The sequence below is a fragment of the Halosimplex pelagicum genome (assembly GCF_013415905.1).
In the GTDB taxonomy this organism is placed as follows: Archaea; Halobacteriota; Halobacteria; order Halobacteriales; family Haloarculaceae; genus Halosimplex; species Halosimplex pelagicum.
The window spans coordinates 5,104,734-5,121,988 of sequence record NZ_CP058909.1 but is presented as its reverse complement, the minus strand read 5'-3'; the positions used below and the strand labels follow the sequence as shown (position 1 = coordinate 5,121,988).

Annotated in this window: 9 protein-coding genes, 15 tRNA genes and 3 pseudogenes; 17 read left to right on the top strand and 10 right to left on the bottom strand. The window is 60.9% G+C overall.

From position 1 onward, the window contains the following. Positions 1 to 3: 3 nt before the first annotated feature. The 5 genes and pseudogenes from HZS54_RS25625 to HZS54_RS25605 all read right to left on the bottom strand — a co-directional run bounded on the left by HZS54_RS25625 (position 4) and on the right by HZS54_RS25605 (position 4,525). Positions 4 to 1,662, bottom strand: coding sequence for an ATP-binding protein (locus HZS54_RS25625; RefSeq protein WP_179919877.1), 1,659 nt, complete (start codon positions 1,660 to 1,662; stop codon positions 4 to 6). 282 nt (positions 1,663 to 1,944) lie between these two features. Next, positions 1,945 to 2,697: pseudogene (locus HZS54_RS25620) on the bottom strand (M78 family metallopeptidase domain-containing protein); the annotation flags it as partial. 33 nt (positions 2,698 to 2,730) lie between these two features. Beyond that, on the bottom strand, positions 2,731 to 3,558 hold the full coding sequence (locus HZS54_RS25615; protein ID WP_179918055.1) for an IS5 family transposase: 828 nt from the start codon (positions 3,556 to 3,558) through the stop codon (positions 2,731 to 2,733). Between the two features lie 75 nt (positions 3,559 to 3,633). Beyond that, positions 3,634 to 3,813 (bottom strand): annotated as a pseudogene (locus tag HZS54_RS25610) (DUF955 domain-containing protein); the annotation flags it as partial. Between the two features lie 364 nt (positions 3,814 to 4,177). Continuing rightward, entirely contained in the window at positions 4,178 to 4,525 is a 348-nt protein-coding gene (locus tag HZS54_RS25605) for a DUF8013 domain-containing protein (protein WP_179919876.1), read from the bottom strand. Positions 4,526 to 5,296: 771 nt separating this feature from the next. Between HZS54_RS25605 and HZS54_RS25600 the strand changes: the two genes are divergently transcribed. From HZS54_RS25600 to HZS54_RS25525, 16 genes are all read left to right on the top strand, one after another. Then, positions 5,297 to 5,370: transfer RNA gene (locus tag HZS54_RS25600), tRNA-Asp, on the top strand. A gap of 192 nt (positions 5,371 to 5,562) precedes the next feature. Beyond that, positions 5,563 to 5,657: transfer RNA gene (locus tag HZS54_RS25595), tRNA-Pro, on the top strand. A 266-nt stretch (positions 5,658 to 5,923) separates the two neighbouring features. Then, positions 5,924 to 6,009 (top strand) — tRNA-Ser (locus tag HZS54_RS25590). Positions 6,010 to 6,291: 282 nt separating this feature from the next. Beyond that, positions 6,292 to 6,373 (top strand) — tRNA-Leu (locus tag HZS54_RS25585). 47 nt (positions 6,374 to 6,420) lie between these two features. Next, a tRNA-Glu gene (locus HZS54_RS25580) sits at positions 6,421 to 6,489 on the top strand. Between the two features lie 274 nt (positions 6,490 to 6,763). Beyond that, a tRNA-OTHER gene (locus tag HZS54_RS25575) sits at positions 6,764 to 6,887 on the top strand. Positions 6,888 to 6,923: 36 nt separating this feature from the next. Continuing rightward, positions 6,924 to 6,997, top strand: a tRNA-Glu gene (locus HZS54_RS25570). Positions 6,998 to 7,000: 3 nt separating this feature from the next. Beyond that, positions 7,001 to 7,073: transfer RNA gene (locus tag HZS54_RS25565), tRNA-Tyr, on the top strand. A gap of 19 nt (positions 7,074 to 7,092) precedes the next feature. Then, positions 7,093 to 7,165 (top strand) — tRNA-Gly (locus HZS54_RS25560). 27 nt (positions 7,166 to 7,192) lie between these two features. Then, a tRNA-Lys gene (locus HZS54_RS25555) sits at positions 7,193 to 7,268 on the top strand. Positions 7,269 to 7,358: 90 nt separating this feature from the next. Then, positions 7,359 to 7,433: transfer RNA gene (locus HZS54_RS25550), tRNA-Ala, on the top strand. 4 nt (positions 7,434 to 7,437) lie between these two features. Then, positions 7,438 to 7,511: transfer RNA gene (locus HZS54_RS25545), tRNA-Cys, on the top strand. 14 nt (positions 7,512 to 7,525) lie between these two features. Then, positions 7,526 to 7,601: transfer RNA gene (locus HZS54_RS25540), tRNA-Glu, on the top strand. A gap of 57 nt (positions 7,602 to 7,658) precedes the next feature. Further along, positions 7,659 to 7,731, top strand: a tRNA-His gene (locus HZS54_RS25535). Between the two features lie 3 nt (positions 7,732 to 7,734). After that, positions 7,735 to 7,803 (top strand) — tRNA-Glu (locus HZS54_RS25530). Between the two features lie 606 nt (positions 7,804 to 8,409). After that, complete coding sequence (locus HZS54_RS25525) at positions 8,410 to 9,939, top strand: TROVE domain-containing protein (RefSeq protein WP_179919875.1); 1,530 nt, start codon at positions 8,410 to 8,412, stop codon at positions 9,937 to 9,939. A 113-nt stretch (positions 9,940 to 10,052) separates the two neighbouring features. Here the strand turns inward: HZS54_RS25525 and HZS54_RS25520 are convergent, their stop codons facing one another. The 4 genes from HZS54_RS25520 to HZS54_RS26380 form a co-directional block, all read right to left on the bottom strand. Then, positions 10,053 to 10,862 (bottom strand): DNA-binding protein, encoded by an 810-nt coding sequence (locus HZS54_RS25520; protein WP_179919874.1) that lies wholly within the window; start codon positions 10,860 to 10,862, stop codon positions 10,053 to 10,055. Between the two features lie 710 nt (positions 10,863 to 11,572). Beyond that, positions 11,573 to 12,151 carry a hypothetical protein gene (locus HZS54_RS25515; RefSeq protein WP_246391738.1) on the bottom strand — a complete coding sequence of 193 codons (579 nt, stop codon included), beginning with the start codon at positions 12,149 to 12,151 and terminating at the stop codon, positions 11,573 to 11,575. Positions 12,152 to 12,229: 78 nt separating this feature from the next. Next, the gene (locus HZS54_RS26385) at positions 12,230 to 13,360 is read right to left on the bottom strand and encodes a hypothetical protein (protein WP_246391737.1); all 1,131 of its coding nucleotides are present in this window, start codon (positions 13,358 to 13,360) and stop codon (positions 12,230 to 12,232) included. Between the two features lie 6 nt (positions 13,361 to 13,366). Next, positions 13,367 to 14,485, bottom strand: a complete 1,119-nt coding sequence (locus HZS54_RS26380) for a hypothetical protein (RefSeq protein WP_246391736.1) — start codon at positions 14,483 to 14,485, stop codon at positions 13,367 to 13,369. Positions 14,486 to 15,589: 1,104 nt separating this feature from the next. Here HZS54_RS26380 and HZS54_RS25500 point away from each other — a divergent pair. After that, positions 15,590 to 16,171, top strand: a pseudogene (locus HZS54_RS25500) (MutS-related protein); the annotation flags it as partial. A gap of 33 nt (positions 16,172 to 16,204) precedes the next feature. Here the strand turns inward: HZS54_RS25500 and HZS54_RS25495 are convergent. Further along, complete coding sequence (locus HZS54_RS25495) at positions 16,205 to 17,035, bottom strand: PQQ-binding-like beta-propeller repeat protein (RefSeq protein ID WP_179919871.1); 831 nt, start codon at positions 17,033 to 17,035, stop codon at positions 16,205 to 16,207. Between the last annotated feature and the right edge of the window lie 220 nt (positions 17,036 to 17,255).

Genomic DNA, 17,255 nt, shown 5'->3' with positions numbered 1-17,255 from the left:
GAATCAGTTACTTTCAAAAAAATCTCTCTTCTCATCAATGAGATCCGCAAGAATCCGTGACCAGGATCTGCGTTGTGACCTGTAAAATCTCTGTAGATTTTCATCTCTCGCTTCATCCTCTGCTTTCGCTAACATTAGAAGGAGGACATCAACGTATGTCCTTGCTGTTGCAGACGATGGATCCTGTTCCAGCGAACTGTACATATATTGGTAGAAATCATGTTTTGGATTGATCTTGACTGTGACCATTTTCCCTTTGTGCTCTACCTCAAAGAATTCTGATGAGTTTGTTTCGTCTATATCGATAAAGAAAACGTTGTCCTTGTCTCTAAGAAGCTCGTATTTCTCCTTCAGTTGTCGCCTCTTATTTCTCGGAATAGACTCATCCTCTTCAATCTCTCGTAATTTTGACTTAGCTTCTTTTTTCTGCTTTCGTACTAATTCTTCATCAGGATCGTGGCCGGACCGACTCATCCAGTCGGTAGCTTCGTTAAATATACGCTCAGATTGTGACATTCCTTCATATTCCGGCCCACGCTGATCTATTTTTGCTTTTCTATCATTTATTTCGTCGACTATATCAGATAGCTGTGGGACTACCTCATTTTCTAAAAGGTCTCTTAAGTCGGCGTCAAGTGCGAATCTACTCTTGTTTGTCTGCACTCCAAAGTAATCATCTAATTCCTCCCCGAATTGAATTTCTGCTCTGAAGTAATTATAGTTATTGTGTCTTGTGAATAAGTGGAGTGTTTCTGCGCTACCAATCTGTCGATCTTTACGTGTTACATAGAATCCCTGATTGTCTTGATTTGGTTTCCGAAGGTCTCCAAAGTCGTCATGACTTTCAGTGTACAATTCTTCGACTGGTAATATTACCAATTTATATTTTATTTTTGGGGGATTTTGATCGTCTTTGAATTCACCAATATCAACTTCTATTTCTTCGCTAGCCCACTCGTCACCCTTTCCGATCCTGTCCCTTTCCATCGATCCATCCATAAGCATAAGAGGATCAGAGATTCTTATCCGTTCACCGTTTATGGTTATCTTCTTACCTTCATTAATGAGGTGTCTATGGACCTCAGAAAGATCTTGACGAAGATATTTAAGTAACCCACTAGCTGTCTTTCGATCTGGGCTCCGGAGATCTTTGAGGATAAGCGTTGTGCCAGTATCTCTATCTTTGTCTAGTTGATAGTCATATTCATCTGGTAGCGATACATCTTTTTCCTCATCTGGTAGAGAATTGTTCTTTCGGACATATTCCTCATCAAGATAGCAGAATCTGAAAGAGTTGCCACTATCAGATTCAGATCTTGTATACAATTCTACCCGGTTAGATTGGCACAATGCGGACGCTGGGAGACCAAATCCAAACCTCCCAGTAGTGTCTGTTCTGCCAGGTATTTGTCCCCCGAATCTTAACGCCATCTCCATTTGGTCAGGAGGGATTCCTTCACCGTCGTCTTCTACAATTATAGAAAGCTCGTTGTTGTCCCTGACAATGGAGATCGCGACCGTATTTGAATCAGCATCGAAACTATTGTCAATGAATTCATTTACTGCGTCATTTGTATTTATACCGTTTTCTCGGATGCTCTTTATAAATTGATCAGGTTCGATTAATGAGCCAGCGTTATTTTGAGGTGCACTTCCAGACATGGATTATTATCGATGGTAGGCTTCTGCCTCCAAAGATTAGTTCCTTGTTCATAAAGAACTGTGGTACTACTTGACTTGTTCCAATTGAACTTCCAAGACTGCGTCAACAGAACTCTCCGGATATCTATCACAGTCAATGACGGGCTTCTGTGATCTCATAGTTCTTGAAGGACTACGACACAGTTTCACCAATATCTGCCCGATTAGCGGGTGACCTGCCCGAGACTGAGGTCTAGAATGTCGGACTTGTCATAGACAACTATCCAAGCGAATCAAGGGTCCTCAATTCTGTAGGTAACCGATAATCTCTGTCACAGTCTGACTGATTCGCTGCAGCCGATCGTGGACTGTCTCAAGCGAGTCCGTTTCCCAAGCCGCGAGGTAGAACGCCGACCCGCTCATGTCGAGCCCACAATGCCGGCCGACGATGTAGGCGACGGCCTCCGCTTCGACCTCGCGTTTCGCCCGCTCGGAGATATCGAGTTTCCCGGAGTGCAACAGAGCGTGAGCGTACTCGTGGACGAGCGTCCCGGCGACCGCGGCTCGCTCCGAACGATCCCGTAGCTCGACGACCGGCTGTTCGTCCCCTCCATCGGGCCACTTACAGACGCCGTCCGCGTTCCCGTGGCCCCACACTTCGTCGGGCACGACACGTACCGATACCCCGACCTCGTCCGTGATGTCGAACAACCGGCCGACCAAATCACCGGCCTCCCCGGTCGCCTCGGTCTCCAGTTCCGGAAGTGGCTCGCCGTCCGTCTGAGAGACGTCGAATACTGATGCGGGCGTGAACCCGACCAAGCCTTCCGACCACTCCTCGGGCGGCGTCTCGTCGTACGCACACCCGATCTGCTCGTGGTAGCTCGGCGAGTTCTCACACTCGGGACAGCGCGTGGTGATGATCGGCGCCCAGATCCAGATGGCCGATTCGCCCTCCCGGACGTGCCGGTCGAACTCCTCCTGCCAGGTCCGATACCCCGCGACCTTCGTCGCCTCGGGACACTGCTGTTTGATCAGCAGCGTGTTCCGATAGGAGGGCCGTGGTGAATCGCCAGACGTAGCTTGATTTCACGGTGTCACGGCTCGCTTGATGTTGTGAACGACACATTTCAGGACGATTTCGCGGAACTCCCGAAACCACGCTCGCGCACGCACGGCGTCGCCGAGCGTGCGCTTGATCGTCGAGAAGACGGTTTCACACGTCGATCGTTGGCGGTAGCGAGGCCCATCGATCCGCGCGTTGTGCGCGTGATCGATGGGCCGAAACTCGCGGTGTTTGATCAGTGGTCTCACGCCCTCCTCTCGGAGTTTCTCGCGTAATTCCATCCAGTCGTAGCCTTTGTCTGCAGCGAGGCTGGCCAAGTCGCCCGCGTTGCGGCGGGCGACCTGCCAGCCGAGCTGTGTGTCGTGGCGTTTCTCGGTCGTACAGTGAACGTCCAGAATCGCGTGGCTTTCTGTGTCGACGAGCGCAGTGGTTTTGAGCGTCTGGACGCGGTAATTCGTCCGGCGGCAGTAGTGTTTGCTGGCGGTTTCGCGGTCGAAGAACGTCGCGTCGATCGCGGCGTGACCGCTCGGGTCGTGCAGCTGCGCCGAGAGGCGCAGCAGCACTCGCCAGAGTGCTGTCTTGATCCTATCAAACCACTTGACCAGCGTCGAGTGATCGGGGAGATCGGTCGCGTCGAGGCCGATCTCTCCGAGTATTTGTGGCATTTCGCTCAGCAGATCGAGTGTTTCCCGGTACGACTTCTCTAGGTAAACCCGCAGACAGTGCAGCGACAGCACCGCGTACTCGGCGAAGCCGCCACCCCCTTCGGGGGCGGCGACTTCGCCTCGCCCACCAACAGCGTTTTTAGCTAACTGAACCGCTTTGTTCGTGAAGCGGGAGATCTTCGACATAGGCATCGGCGATTTCCCGCTTCACTTTCCTCGTTCTGACGGTCGAAGCCAACGCCGTACAGCGATTCACCAGAGCCGATAGGAGTAGTCGTGGAAGCGCTGCTGCACGTCCAGCCACGCCTGGAACTGCTCGCTGGCTCGTGCCTCGTCGACGGCCGCGACGAGGTTGTCGATCCATTCGTCGATCACACTGTGCATCTCGGCGTCTCGCGTGTCGGCCTCGTCGAACGAGACCGACGAATCGGTCGAATCCATCAGTAACGACTCCGTTGAACGGAGGCGCTTCCGGCAGGACGCGCCCCACCCCTTGGGGGCGCACACAAAACCCACGCGAGCGCGCACCCGAGTCCAATCGGAACCGCCAGCAGGAGGTGACTCAGCTGAAAGAGCGAGTTTGATTCAGTCCGATGGCTCGCGGGTGTCGCCCCGGTACTCGCGTCGATCTTATGTAATAGAATGCGAGTTAGAAAGAGGGGATGTTACATAAGATCGCGCCAAGCCGGTTCGTCGAACGCCCGTCACTCCGATTCGAGCACGAGTTGGCCCGATTCAGCGTGATCGTGGGATGTCCGAGTTTGACACCTCACCCTTCCACGGCACAGACGATCGAACAGCAGCTTCACCGAAGATCCGATGGCTTCTGGGCGAATCCAACAGTCACGAGATAGTCGAGAAACGCGTCGAATCGCTCCGTATCACCCGGCGTGTCGGTCGCGAGATGCCGTGTCCACTCGATCGCCCACTGGAAAGCCGGGTCAGCGCCACCTTTGCCGTGGATATACCACCACCGCGCTGCCTTCAGGACGACCAGTGGATTCGTCGGTGGGGACTCGCTCGCGAGCGCGAGCGTCAGCGATTCGATCTCGTCCGGCACGTCGTCGGGGGTGACCGTCTCTGAACCAGTGCTCTCGATATCGACTGGAATCGAGTCGATCGATACGTCGGTCGACTCGTCGGGTGAACTCACGGTGAATAGTTGCTCCCGAGGACGCGCGAGCGCCCTCGGGCCTCTCGGGCGCGACAAACCCACCGAGTGAGGGGCCCAGTAGGGGGGCAGGGAGCTTGCACTTGAGAACCGACAGAAAACGGTCGTGGCTGCGCGCGCAGGACCGAACACGGAGCGGAGGGTGGGACGGCGGGGTAGTTGGTCAGGCACTGATCTGCAGAACCGATCAGTCGCCGTGACTGTGTATACCATACCCTGGCCATCTTTAATACAATCGCGCTTACACGTACAGGTGACGCAGACTACGACACAACGAGGTGCCCACACGATGACGAACGCTCGACCCACGACGCGGCTCGCTCCTTCTCGTAGCGCCGCGGCCGTGACGAGCGCCAAGGGCCTACGCAGCCGCTGTCTGGAACACGTCGATCCGAGTCGCTGGAAACAGGGTCTTGCCGACTCACTCGGCGAGACCCACTCCGGCGACGGGGTCACCTCGTCCGTATAACCCAGCCCCCACGCGGACTACCCGCACGGGGCGGGGGAACACGGCATTGCCGCCTCCTCTCACCCAGCGACGGGGCTGTCCCGTAGTCGGACCGACCCGAAATGGGGAGACGAGGACCGCGGCACGCTGGATTCTGTCCGCACCGAAAGCGGTGGGGACGCGTGGCCTACGACGCGACGAGCGTCGGCTGGGTCACTGGTACGCACTGGATCACCACACAGCGACGGCTGTGTCTCGCTCCGAGTCTTGGCCCGCCGAGGGCTTTGGAGCGACAGCACTGGTGAGCCGACGTGGTGTAGCTCGGCTAGCATACGGCCCTGTCACGGTCGTGACCTGGGTTCGAATCCCAGCGTCGGCGTGGACCGTGGGGGAACCCCACCCTCACGAGATCGAGGGGATGTCCATCGAGGTAGGCGCCCCCCGGACGTTCGAACGTCCGGGTGGTGGGCTCGGAAGGGTCTGAAACCTGCATGGTCCGATGGGTCGTTCCCGACCGCTTCGGCGGTCGAAGTACGCCCGCGCGCAGACGTACAGACAGACAACCACATCAGGGTCGATGGTCCAGCGGTCTACGATCCGTGCTTTGGGAGCACGAGACCGAGGTTCGAATTTCCGAGAGAGCGCTCGGGCTCTCTCGGCGTCCCGTTCGCGTTGCTCACGGGACCCTCGTCGACCCACTGTGCCGCGACTGGGTACTGGTGGACCCAGCGGCCTGCTACGCCGTGGCCGACGCCTGTCGGCCTCCCGGTTCGATTCCGGGTCGTGGCGTCCCGCTGAGCGGACGCGATGCGGGGATCGGGAGACGACCACTGCAGGACTCACCCGAGGTGAGACAGACAGAGAGGTGACTGTGCTCGGTTCGAAACCGAGAGCCGTGAGGCTTCTGGGTTCGACTCCCAGTCTCACCGTCTGGCGGGGTTTCCCTAGTCTGGCCAAGGGGCCGTGCTGGAACCACGGTGTCCGCGAGGGCACGGGTGTTCGAATCGCTCTCCCGCCGTCCAGTCAGGTCGTCTCACGGGAAGACGGCCGCTTCCAGAGCGGACGATGATCGTTCGAATCGATCCGTGCCCATCTCCGCGGTAGCCAAGCGGCCAACGGCGGTGGGGGTAAGTCCCGCTGAGCAGATCTTCGAGGCTTCGAACCGCCCGCGGAACTGCGCCACTGTGCCCGAGTGGACGAAGGGGCGTGGATGAGGGCCAAGCGTGTAGACCTTCCCAGGTTCGAATCCTGGTGACGGCATGCCGGCCTTGCCGGCACGTATACTGGTTCACCGTTGCGCGTCGCCGTACCCAAGTGGCCGAAGGGGAGCGGCTCAGGACCGCTTGGTTAGTCCTTCCGAGGTTCGAATCCTCGCGGCGACATCTCGATGAGCGAGAGCGAACCGTTAGCTCGAACGAAGCTACGGCCCGGACCTGTAACTCAGTGGCCAGAGGACCGCTTTCAGCGGTCGTCGCCAGTTCGAATCTGGCCAGGTCCATCCGCACCGACCGGTACGCTGGAGTCACAGCCAGCCACCTTCGAGGGTGTCAGTACCGGACAGACGGACGGCTGCTAGCGGTCGGTGCGTCGGTCGAGACGAGAGACGGGGATACTTCGCTACCCACAACTGGGCAGTGCCGAGAGATCATCGGCGACGGTGACACTCAGGGCCGGGTCTGGGACGACCTCCCAGTGAACGCCCGTGGAGCGATCCAGGGCCACACCATCCCCCGTCTCGGTTTTGCTCGGCACACGCGCGAACACGACAGCCTGGGACGGTGGAAGAGCCTGGCCTACCACCTCTCTCGGCGGGTTTTCACCGGGTCTCCGGTTCGACGCCGAGAGTTGCTTCGTCACGCTTCGGTGAACACGCAGGTTCGAATCCTGCCCGTCCCACTCAGGTTGATGACCCCCAGCCGGGACGAGGCCACGGCTCCAGTGGAGTAGCTGGCCAAACTCACGGCCCTCTCGAGGCCGAGCCCCTGGTTCGAAGCCGGGCTGGAGCATGACCGTCCGTAGCTCAGTGGCCAGAGCGCCCGGCTGTAGACTGGGTTGTCCCCCGTTCGAATCGAGGTGGGCGGATCCGAGCGGTCAGTACTGCGCGCCGATGGTCTAGTCGGCGACGACGCTAGCCTTCCAAGCCAGAGACCCCGGTTCGAATCCGGGTCGGCGCATGCCGTCGCGACGACGGCACGCTCTGTGGGCCAGTGGCTCAGTCAGTCGTAGAGTACTCGACTTTTAATCGAGGTATCGCGGGTTCGAATCCCGCCTGGCCCTTCTGAGCGTCCTGCCGGGAGGTCCCGCCTGGTGCGGGAACTCGGCTGTTACCCGAGTTGTGAGGGGTTCGAGTCCGCTTCCCGGCGTTGCGGGCCCCTAGCTCGATCTGGTAGAGCGCTCGCTTCGCAAGCGAGCGGCTCCGGGTTCGAATCCCGGGGGCGTCCATCAGGTCGCGGTGGCAGAGTGGCCGAACGCACCCGCCTGCAGAGCGGGAGAGCGCCGGTTCGAATCCGGCCCGCGACTTCGCGTCGTAGTTTGCTCCTGGAGTCCCCGCTGGCGAGGGACGCTACCCTTTCGAGGTAGAGATCGAGGGTTCGATTCCCTTCGGGAGCACTGCGGAGCGGCAGACAGACGAGGCGAGCCCACAGGACGTGGGCATCTGTTTGCGTGGCCGGGTTGGGGTAAGTGGCAAGCCTTCGGCCCTGTGACGGTCGAGACGCGAGTTCGACTCTCGCACCCGGCCTGTGCCGGCATCGCTCAACTGGCAGAGCACCGCTCTCGTACGGCGTTGGGTGTTCGAGTCACCCTGCCGGCTTTGGGGCGTAGCCCCGATTGCGGGTGGTCGACGAGACGGAGCGTTCCTTCACTCAGGCACCCAGCGGGTTCAAATCCCGCACCCGCTCCGTCCGTTTTCCGGCCATCCGCCTGTGCGACCGACGAGCTGGAGCGCTACTTCAGTGGTTCACCCGGGTTCAAATCCCGGCGGTAGACCGTTCGGTCTGCTGTATCGTCCAGACAAAGGGGAGCGGCCCCGACAATGGACACCGCTCCAGCAGTGTTCCGGTCGCCAGTCGATCACACGGTGGTCGTCCAGCCGAAGCGTTCCTTCGCCTGTTCAGCGAGCGATCCGGGTTCGAATCCCGGGAGCGGATCGGCCGCTCTGGTGTAATTGGTAACACGCTACCGCCCGCTTCGGCGATTTTCCGACCACCGGTCCTGTTCCCGTCTCTCACCTGGTTCGAGCACCCGTCGGCGTATCGCGCTGACGAGTCCCCACTGTGGATGTCGACCCACACGAGGACACCGGCCGGTGAGGGCCGTGGCAAGCAGGTTCGACTCCTGCCGGGAACGTGTACCGCGGTCGGCCCGTCGCGGGCCGAGCGGTCAGTTCGGAGCCGCCTCTTGCGACTCCGGTGATAGCATGGAATTCAACGACACGAAACAGTCGATCGCAGAAGCGACGCGAACGACCAACCACGAAGGCGGGGAAGCCTTCGACCCCGCCGATCCCCGACTCGCACTGTACAAACGAACGATCAACCAGCTCCTCGAAGACACCTACTACGAGTCCGACGAGGAACACCTCGCCGCGCTCGTCGAGCGGTTCGACGCCGCGGCCGACGCGGACCCCGAGTTCGTGCTCAGACTCGCCGCGTACGCACGGCAGGAACTCTCCCTGCGGGACGTTCCGCAGGTGCTGCTCGTGCTCGCCGCGAACGACGACCGGTTCAAGGACGACTCCGACGAGTCGCTGATCCGCGAGTGGGCACCGGCCGTGATCCAGCGGATGGACGAGACGGCGACGGCGCTGGCGGTCCACGACGACCTGTTCGGTGGGACCGCGCCGTGGCCGCTACGGCGTGGGATCGAGGACGCACTCGTCGAGATGGCCGACGCGTACACGCTCGGCAAGTACACGCTCTCGCGGCGTGAGGTGACGCTGCACGACGTGTTCAACCGCGTCCACCCGACCCCGGTTGACGAGGAGCAGGACGCGCTCTTCGAGCGGTTCGTGCGGGGCGACCTCGACGACTACCCCGACGTGGAGCCACTGCCCGCCCCCAACACGTGGGAGACGGTCGTCTCCGAGCGTGGGAACACCCGAGCGGTCTGGGAGACGCTGATCGAGGACGACGAGCACACGCTCCCGATCTTCGCGTCGATCCGGAACCTCCGGAACATGCTCGAGGCCGGCGTCCCCGAGGAGACGATCGTCGAGCACCTCGATCTGGAGGCGGTCCGGCACGCGCCCCTGTACCCGTTCCGCTACTACCAGGCGTACGCGGCGCTGCAGGAAGCGGGCCTCGACGCACCGGCCGTCGAGCGCTGGCTGGAGCGGGCGGTCGACGTGGCCGTCGCACACGTTCCCGACGGCCTCGGCGAGACGTTCGTCGCCGTCGACCTCTCGGGATCGATGGACGCCCTCCTCTCGGACAACAGCACACTCCGGTACAAGGAGATCGGGTCGCTGTTCGGTGCCGTGCTGGCTGACCAGGGCGCCCGCGTCGGTGGGTTCGGGAGCGACTTTCGCGAGGTCTCGATGCACGTCGAGACGCCAGTTCTCCAGCGTCAGAACGCTGTGCTGGGGATCGACGACGAGGTCGGCAACTCCACGAACGGGTGGAAAGTGTTCGACCACCTCCTCGCCGAGGCGGTGGCCGTCGATCGCGTCGTCGTGTTCACCGACATGCAGATCTGGGACTCCCGCTGGGGCGTCTCGAACGACACCCGGACCGTTCGAGAGTCGTTCGAGACCTACCGCGAACGCGTCGCTCCCGAGGCGTCGCTGTATCTGATCGACCTGGCCGCCTACGGTGATCTCGTGACTCCCGAGGGCTACGAGGACGTCTACAACGTCTCCGGGTGGTCGGAGAACGTGCTCGAGTTCATCGACCACGCCGAGGAACCAGGGGCGGTCATCGAGACGATCGAGACGTTCGACCCAGGTTGAGGGGTCGTGGCTGCGCGCGCAGCGACGGCAGGGCGCGAGCACGGAGCGGAGGGTGGGGCGGCGGGGTCGGGTTGGTCCGGCGCCGAACAAAAATCGAGCGGAGTCAGTGCCCGCTACTCGTCCCACCACCGCCCGCGTTCCGGGAATTCGACCTGTGACCAGCCCGTCACAGCCACCGACACGCGGCCCTCGTACCAGCTCTTCTCGACTTCCCGCAACCGCACCGTCTGGCCTTCGTCGACCCAGGGCTTCCTGCTCTTCTCCCAGACCGTGAACTTCGTCCGCCCCGAGTCGTCCTCGATCAACCCGACCTGCTGAATCCGGGGATTATCCGAATCCCACAGCTGCACCACCTCGCCTTCGATGTCGACCGTCGACCGTGGCACTTCTTCGAGCGTCTCGATTGGAACTGGCACTCCGGGTGCGGCGTGCAACTCCTCTTTGACCAGCAACGTCGCGTTCAGCATATCCACGCCTTCCGCGACTTTCTTCGCGAGCCGGTAGGCCGCCCCGGCCCTGGACCGCTCATCGAGTTCGTCTGCAATCTGCGCTGCGCGCTTGTTCACCTCTGCCAACTGCTCCTTGCTCAACTTGGTCCGTGGATCGTCGGGCCGCTCTTCCTGGGCATACCGCGTCTGTGAGTTCACCACCTCGCGCGTCCGTGCTTCCCGGTCCGAGGACTGCCGTCTGTCCAGCCGCTGGCGGGTGCTACGAATCTCGGCCTCCCGCGCTCGGAACTTCTCCTCGCCTTCCAGCGTCATGCCCTCGGGCCTGGCCTCGGGATGATTCGTATCGACCTTGCCCTGTATCTCCTGGTCGACCGACCGCCGCAGCTCCGGCTGCTCCTCGACCGGGGCTTCGACTTCTTGCTCGTCCGCCTGTGCGTCCGAAACTTTACTACCGAATCGCGTGCTACTGTTCATTGGAACTCAACCAGTTCCTGAAGGCGCTCACGGCGCCGCCACCGCGATGTCCTACCATCGCGGTTTTCCGACGACCACGTCCGACACAGACTCATCTGCGCGCGCTCGCTCGCGCCTTCGCTCGCGCCCCTCGGGCGCGACGAGCGCGCGCTGTCGAGGACCGACCATCCAGCACCGCGCGCCGACCCGCCCGGAGCGGCGCGGCCAGCGGAGTCCCCGTTTCGTCCGCGACGCAACGACGTCCGTCGCGGAGCCGTGCGTTCCGGAAGCCTCCGGAAGTCCGGAACCGAAACGGGAGACCCGCTGGCCCGCGATATAAAGCGTGAGCGCCGCTCCGGGCGGTAAGCGGCGAGCGGGGCGGGCCGCCACGACACACCGACCAGCCGACCGCAATGACCGAGGACCAAACCTCTACCCAGGCGGACTGAAAGGGCGAGGCGGGCTCGCGCTCGGCAGTCGCCTGCGCGGGCCACTATCCGCGCGGGCGGTGCGGAGAGCGCGGATATCCCGGGCAGCGACCGCGAGCGCGCCGAGGGCTTTCAGCCCCCAGCGATAGCGACGGCCCTCTCACCCGCCAATTCGTTGAACAACGCAAAAATACACGACCGCCAGTTCTCAAGTGAGTGTCAGCGTGCCTGCTTACCAGAGCCATGCCGCCATACTACGGAACCGGGTCGATCAGAAGACTGGCCTGGTGGTGGCGCCTATAGTTACTTAGACATCTCGTCATCGTTCCCTTCAACTTCACCATCGTACTTCTTACGGAGAATATACGTGGAGATTCCCACCATCACCACTACCGAAACGAGACTAACTCCAACTACGCTCCTCCAGTCTGGAGCGGTGATCAGGAATCCGATCCCTGTCGAAAACGCGACGAGCCCGATAATTAGGAAATTGTACGTATATCGCAGTTTATCGGCCTTCGAGGAGAGAACACGATTGTTTTTCTCGATGGTCTTCGCCAGATTCTTCGAGACGATACCGGGATACGCCTCCGGGCTGACGTCGCCGTCAGTTAAGCCGTCCGTGAGGTCCGTTCCGGGGCCATACCCGACTCTCACGTTCAGAATACTGACTGCAGCAAACACTAACGACAGCAGCAATGAGATCACTCCCAGAATCAGAAAGCTCAGAACGGCCGGAGAGAACGTTACCGCCGTGCTCTCGCCTTGTGCAACGAGCGACAGTCCAGTGAGAAGGATCCCGAGCAAGATCCCGATAAGACGGGCGGCCCGCCAGGCGTTCGTGTCGACGTTCGTGAGCGCACTCAGCTGGCTCTCGACCATTCGATCGTACTTTTCGGCCAGATGTAAGTGTGATTCTCCTTCGTCGCCAACCGAAGTATCATCGCCCGCCATCGTCTGTCAATACTCCCCGATAGTGGGTTGAGTATAGTCGGTTGTGTCCGTATCACCGGTCGGGTTACTCGGCTCGGTAAGTTCGTGTAGGTCGTCCCTGTCGAGTTCGACTTCGTTCTCACAGTGCCACCCCGCGAACAGCATCGCCAGGTCAGAAAACTCCCCACCACGAACGACGACATCTTTGTACTCTCGACGTTTCTCGCGGAGGTTGCGGAAGTCGACTCGATATTGGGTGTCGGTCAACTTGTCTGCAGTCTCGACGACACAGAGGTATTCCAACGTCTCGTCGACCCAGTCTGAACTGACCGATCCATTGGGGATATAATACTCGTTGAGGTCGTCAGTTAGCGACTCAACCTCGACCTCGAACGAGAGTGTCTGATCAGGGTCTTCACGCTCCCATTCGATCTGCTGACTGTCGTTGAGTTGATCGTAAAACACTCGGTCCCACATATGGCACGCGAGATAGAGACTCGGGGGCTGTTTGTTGCAGAGGACGCCGGTTGCCTTGTGCCGGTCGAAATCCGAGACCGAAATCTGGATGCTCGCGAGAGTCCCATCAGAAGAGACTCGTGGGCTCATTCGTGCGTGGTCCGGGAGAGAGCCATCCCGAAAATTCTCGCCGACCAGCGACATTCGTTCGAACTTGTACTTCGGCTTAGTGTCCTGATCGATGAGACTGAACTCTAGCGGGACGAGATTGGGGTCCTGAAGGAATGTATCGTCGAACGAATTCAGGTGAACCCGCGCAGTTTGGGCCTGCTCGCTGGCGATGAGCAGGCAGATATCGATCGTCTCCGGCTTCGTCCCGTTGAGTGTGAGATCCTTCGTTTCGAGGCCGGTGAACGGCGCCAATCGCTCCCGGAACTCCTGTGCATCACTGGCGACGTCTTGGACCACATCGACCACGAGACAGTACTCCGAGGTCAGCGACGCAGTGAACATCGGCGTTTGTTCGGCATCAGCGTCGACTGTGATGGGATCTGGGAACCAGTGGAAATCGAATGCATCTCCCACGCTGATGTCGCTGAGAAACTGCTCCCAGGCGGCTACGATATCGACGATTTCGTCGTAGGCGCGAAACTCCGCAAACGCTTGCTCGACACAGTGTTCGTACTTGTTCTGTCCCCTCACCGCCTGTCACCCCGCAACGAAATACTCCTCGGGGTCCTTGCTACGGTCTTCCCCTTCGGAGACATCTCCCTCGAGGAACCCCTGATTGATCCGGTCGCAGATCCGGGACAGTGACTTCCGCGACGCATTGAACCCAGGAACGATACTTACGCGGCGGTCCGAAGTGAGGAAGACATCTGCATTCGTCCCATCTTCGTAGTCCAGGACCGACGCGTGCATGTACGGGTTCTTGTGATAGACGGTAATCGAGGAGCGTTTGAGCCCTTCCAGTGCGTTGATGAGTCGGACGTTCTCCTCGCGCCCTTTGATCGCTCCCTCCTCGTAGATGATCTCTATCGTTTCAGCTTCTCGGGATCCATACTCTCGGGCCTTGTCGTTGAAGAGGTCGCCTTTCGCCGAGAGGAGTGTCGCCAGGTTCGGGAGGATCTTCTTGAAGTAGATGCTCTGGTTGCCACTCACGTAACGCGAAGCCCCCTTCCGAGAGAGTTGCCCGCGGAACTCGTGTCTCGACTGCCGGAGTTCGAACTCGATCTTATCGACGTAGTAGTTCTGCTCGCTGACCTCCTCGATGTTGAACAGGTCGAAATATCGGCTGTTGTCGAAGTATTTGACTTCGGTGTCGCCACCGGGAGATTTTGTCACTCCCTTCGTCACATAGAAATTACCGTTTATCCCGTCGCTCAGCTTGTTCAGGAGCTGTCGGAGCTCGCCAGTGGAGAGGAACGAAGTTGAGACGGTAGGCGGAAGTCCCTGGATGTACCTACGGACAGCCTGGTTGAAGAACTCCCGGTCAGAGACAGCAAAGACGGTGTACGCTTCCGTCTCGGGATGGCTGAAGACATAGACTGTCCCAGAGAGGAATTTGTACCCCTCCTCGGTATAATCCTCACCGGACCCGTTGATACGACGTGTCAGGTCGATCTGCAGGAATTCTTCGCGCTCCTCTATCTCGACGGAGAATCCAGTAGGAGTGTCGTTCGCGAAAATCTGCTTCGGGTTCTCTTCTGCAATGAATGTGAGGGACCGGACCGGGTTCTCCTCCTGCTCGATGGCCTCATTGGCCCACGCGTACAGCGTATCTAAGGTTTCGAGGTCAGTGAACTCGTACAGATTGGTGTCTTCCACGGTCGGGTCCTCGTTTCGTTCGAGTTAGTTTGTAAATTTGCGGGCTCGCATTAGTCTCTTGTCTTTCAGGTGAGGATAGCGTGTGCTCACGTATCAATCTGGGGAGCGCGTAGTGGAAGTGGTTTCGAAGAAGGGGATGGATCAACTCCATCTCCGACTTGGGAGAGATGTCGTCGGGTAGCGATCCACCCCAGTTACTCGGACAATTGCGTGACTCGTGTCATAGATCCGCTTTTTTCGAATCCGTCCCGCAGGCTGTTATCAAAATGAGTGCCGTGTGATTGTTCGATCGGGATGAGCAAATCTCGGGGCTTCGCTCTGCCGAGACCGCGAACCTCTCTGATCGTTGGAGACACCCATCACAAGCGAGTCCAGGACTATTAGCGTATGCTATCACGGCCGTCGAATCAATCGAAAACAGCAGAGAATCCAGACGCAAGACTGGATCAATACGATAGTGATACGCGGAGCGTTGGCGGTTCGTCGGGATCTACATCACTCGGCTTCACGACGAATGTCACGCTGTCACGACCGCCGAACGGGCCATTCGGGCGTGCTCGAGGCACCGCCTGTGTGTCACGATCAGCGATAGCAACCGGTAACTACGGTCTCGTGGCGATCCAGCCGTGAGTGTGAACTGCGAGGGGCGATGCCGGTGGCAGCAGTCGTCGATGAGAAATCTCCCGGTATCGATACTCATTGTACTGATTTCGGCGATATCGTGACGCCGACAGGCCGACTGTTCGCGCTCGGTGCTGGACGCCACCCGCCCCCACAGTCGAAATCGCAAGCCGGCAGCCGTGTGTGACGATCGAATGCGAGCGAGCACAGTGGCGACGTGCCTGCCCCACGCGGCTGCCGTCTCGTGAACGGCCACTTTCACACCCGTTTCTCGTCCGTTCCGTCCGGCTGGGCCACGACATTGGCAGGCCCCCACTCGCATCGCTCCGGTCACACACACGTGTTTCTCCCCTGGGAGACTGTTCATACCGGCCGAAAATGCCAATCGTGACAATTTGGAACGAACGGGAGAATCCATTTGCGGCGTACAACATTGAGGTTAGTTCCGCTGGGTAGTCGTGTCTCTCTGGAGTTGAAATGGTGGTCGCCGCGAAGACGCTCTTTGCCACGCACTACCACGAGCTGACGGCGCTGGGCGAGGAGTTGCCGACCGTCCGGAACGTCCACGTCGCGGCGGACGAGCGCGACGGCGACGTGACCTTCCTGCGGACGGTCGAGGACGGGCCGACCGACCGCTCCTACGGGATCCACGTCGCCGACCTCGCGGGCGTTCCGGACCCCGTCGTCGACCGGTCGCGCGAGGTGCTCGACCGGCTCCGCGAGGAGGAGGCCATCGAAGTCCGGGGCAGCGACTCGGGCTCGGGGACCACCCAGGCGGTCTTCGATCTGGGCAGCGGGCAGTTCGCGACCGGCGACGCCGGCGATGACGGGGCGTCGACCGGTGACGGTTCGGCGGCCGCCGCGGGCTCGGTCTCGGGCGGCGAACACCTGGCGACCGACGGCAGTCACGCGGTCGGCGGGTCGACCGGCGACGCAGCGCCCGCGCTCGACCCCGAGGTCGAGGACGTTCTCGACGAGTTGCGCGACCTCGACGTGAACGAGACGCCGCCGGTCGAGCTGATGGCGAAAGTACAGGACTGGCAGGCGGAGCTCGACGAGGAGTGAGCGTCGTTCGACGACTCCCCCGCCCCGGATCGACTACTGACCGTTCGGGAACACGCCGAGCCGGCCGTCCCCGAAGCCGGCGTAGACGGCCTCTCGGTACCCCTGGACCGTGAACACCGAGTCGCTCGGTCGGTAGACGGCGCGGGGTTCGCCGGTGGCGGCGTCGACGGCGAACAGGCTAGTGAACTCGGCCGCTTGGGGCGTGATCGCCTCGGCGACGAGCGTCCCGGTCGTGGCGGCGGCCGGCCAGCCGTTGTTCGAGGGCGTGACGAACCGATACGGGCGGTCGCCGCTGGGGAGGTCGTAGGCGTCGACGGCGTTCATCCGCGCGTTGGTCCGCGTGTACAGTCGGTTCCCGTCGGCGGCCAGCAGCGGGTCGTGGGCGTAGGCGCGCTCGCGCCAGGCGACGGCGCCGTCGGCGCCGACGGCGGCCACCGAGTCGTTCCCGACGTACACCCGGTCGTCGGTCGGGACGAACCACCGCGCCGACAGCGAGCGGGTCCACAGCGTCTCGCCGTCGGTGGAGACGCCGACCAGCGAGGAGTCGTCGTCGCTCTCGCCGACCGAACAGACGACGGTGTCGCCGAGGACCGTGGCCAGCCGGACGGGGGCGGAGAGCTCGCGGTTCCACCGCCGATCGCCGTCGGGGCCGTACGCCGACAGCGTCCGGCCGCTGGCTGCGTAGACCGCATCCGGACCGACCGCGAAGGCGGTCGCGCCCGCGAGCGACGCCGACCACCGCGAGTCCCCGCTGTCGGTGCCGACGGCGTATATCGTCGTCTCCAGCGGCTCCTCCGGCGTGTCGTGGGTGTGCTCGGGCTCGAAGAACTCCGTTGCGCGGACGACGACGGCGCCGTCCAGCAAGCCGGCGACGCCCAGGCGCCGCTCGCGCCTGAACGACCAGCGTTCGGTGCCCGTTCCCGCGTCGAGCGCGTGCAGCGCGGTCCACTCGTAGGACTCGCCGCGGCCGTGGACGCCGTAGACGGTCCCGTCGCCGACGTCACGCCCCAGGTGTCGGTCGCGTCGGTCGGTTCGTAGTGCGACCCCGCCTCCGGCTCGCCCGCGAACGACTGCACCCAGTCGA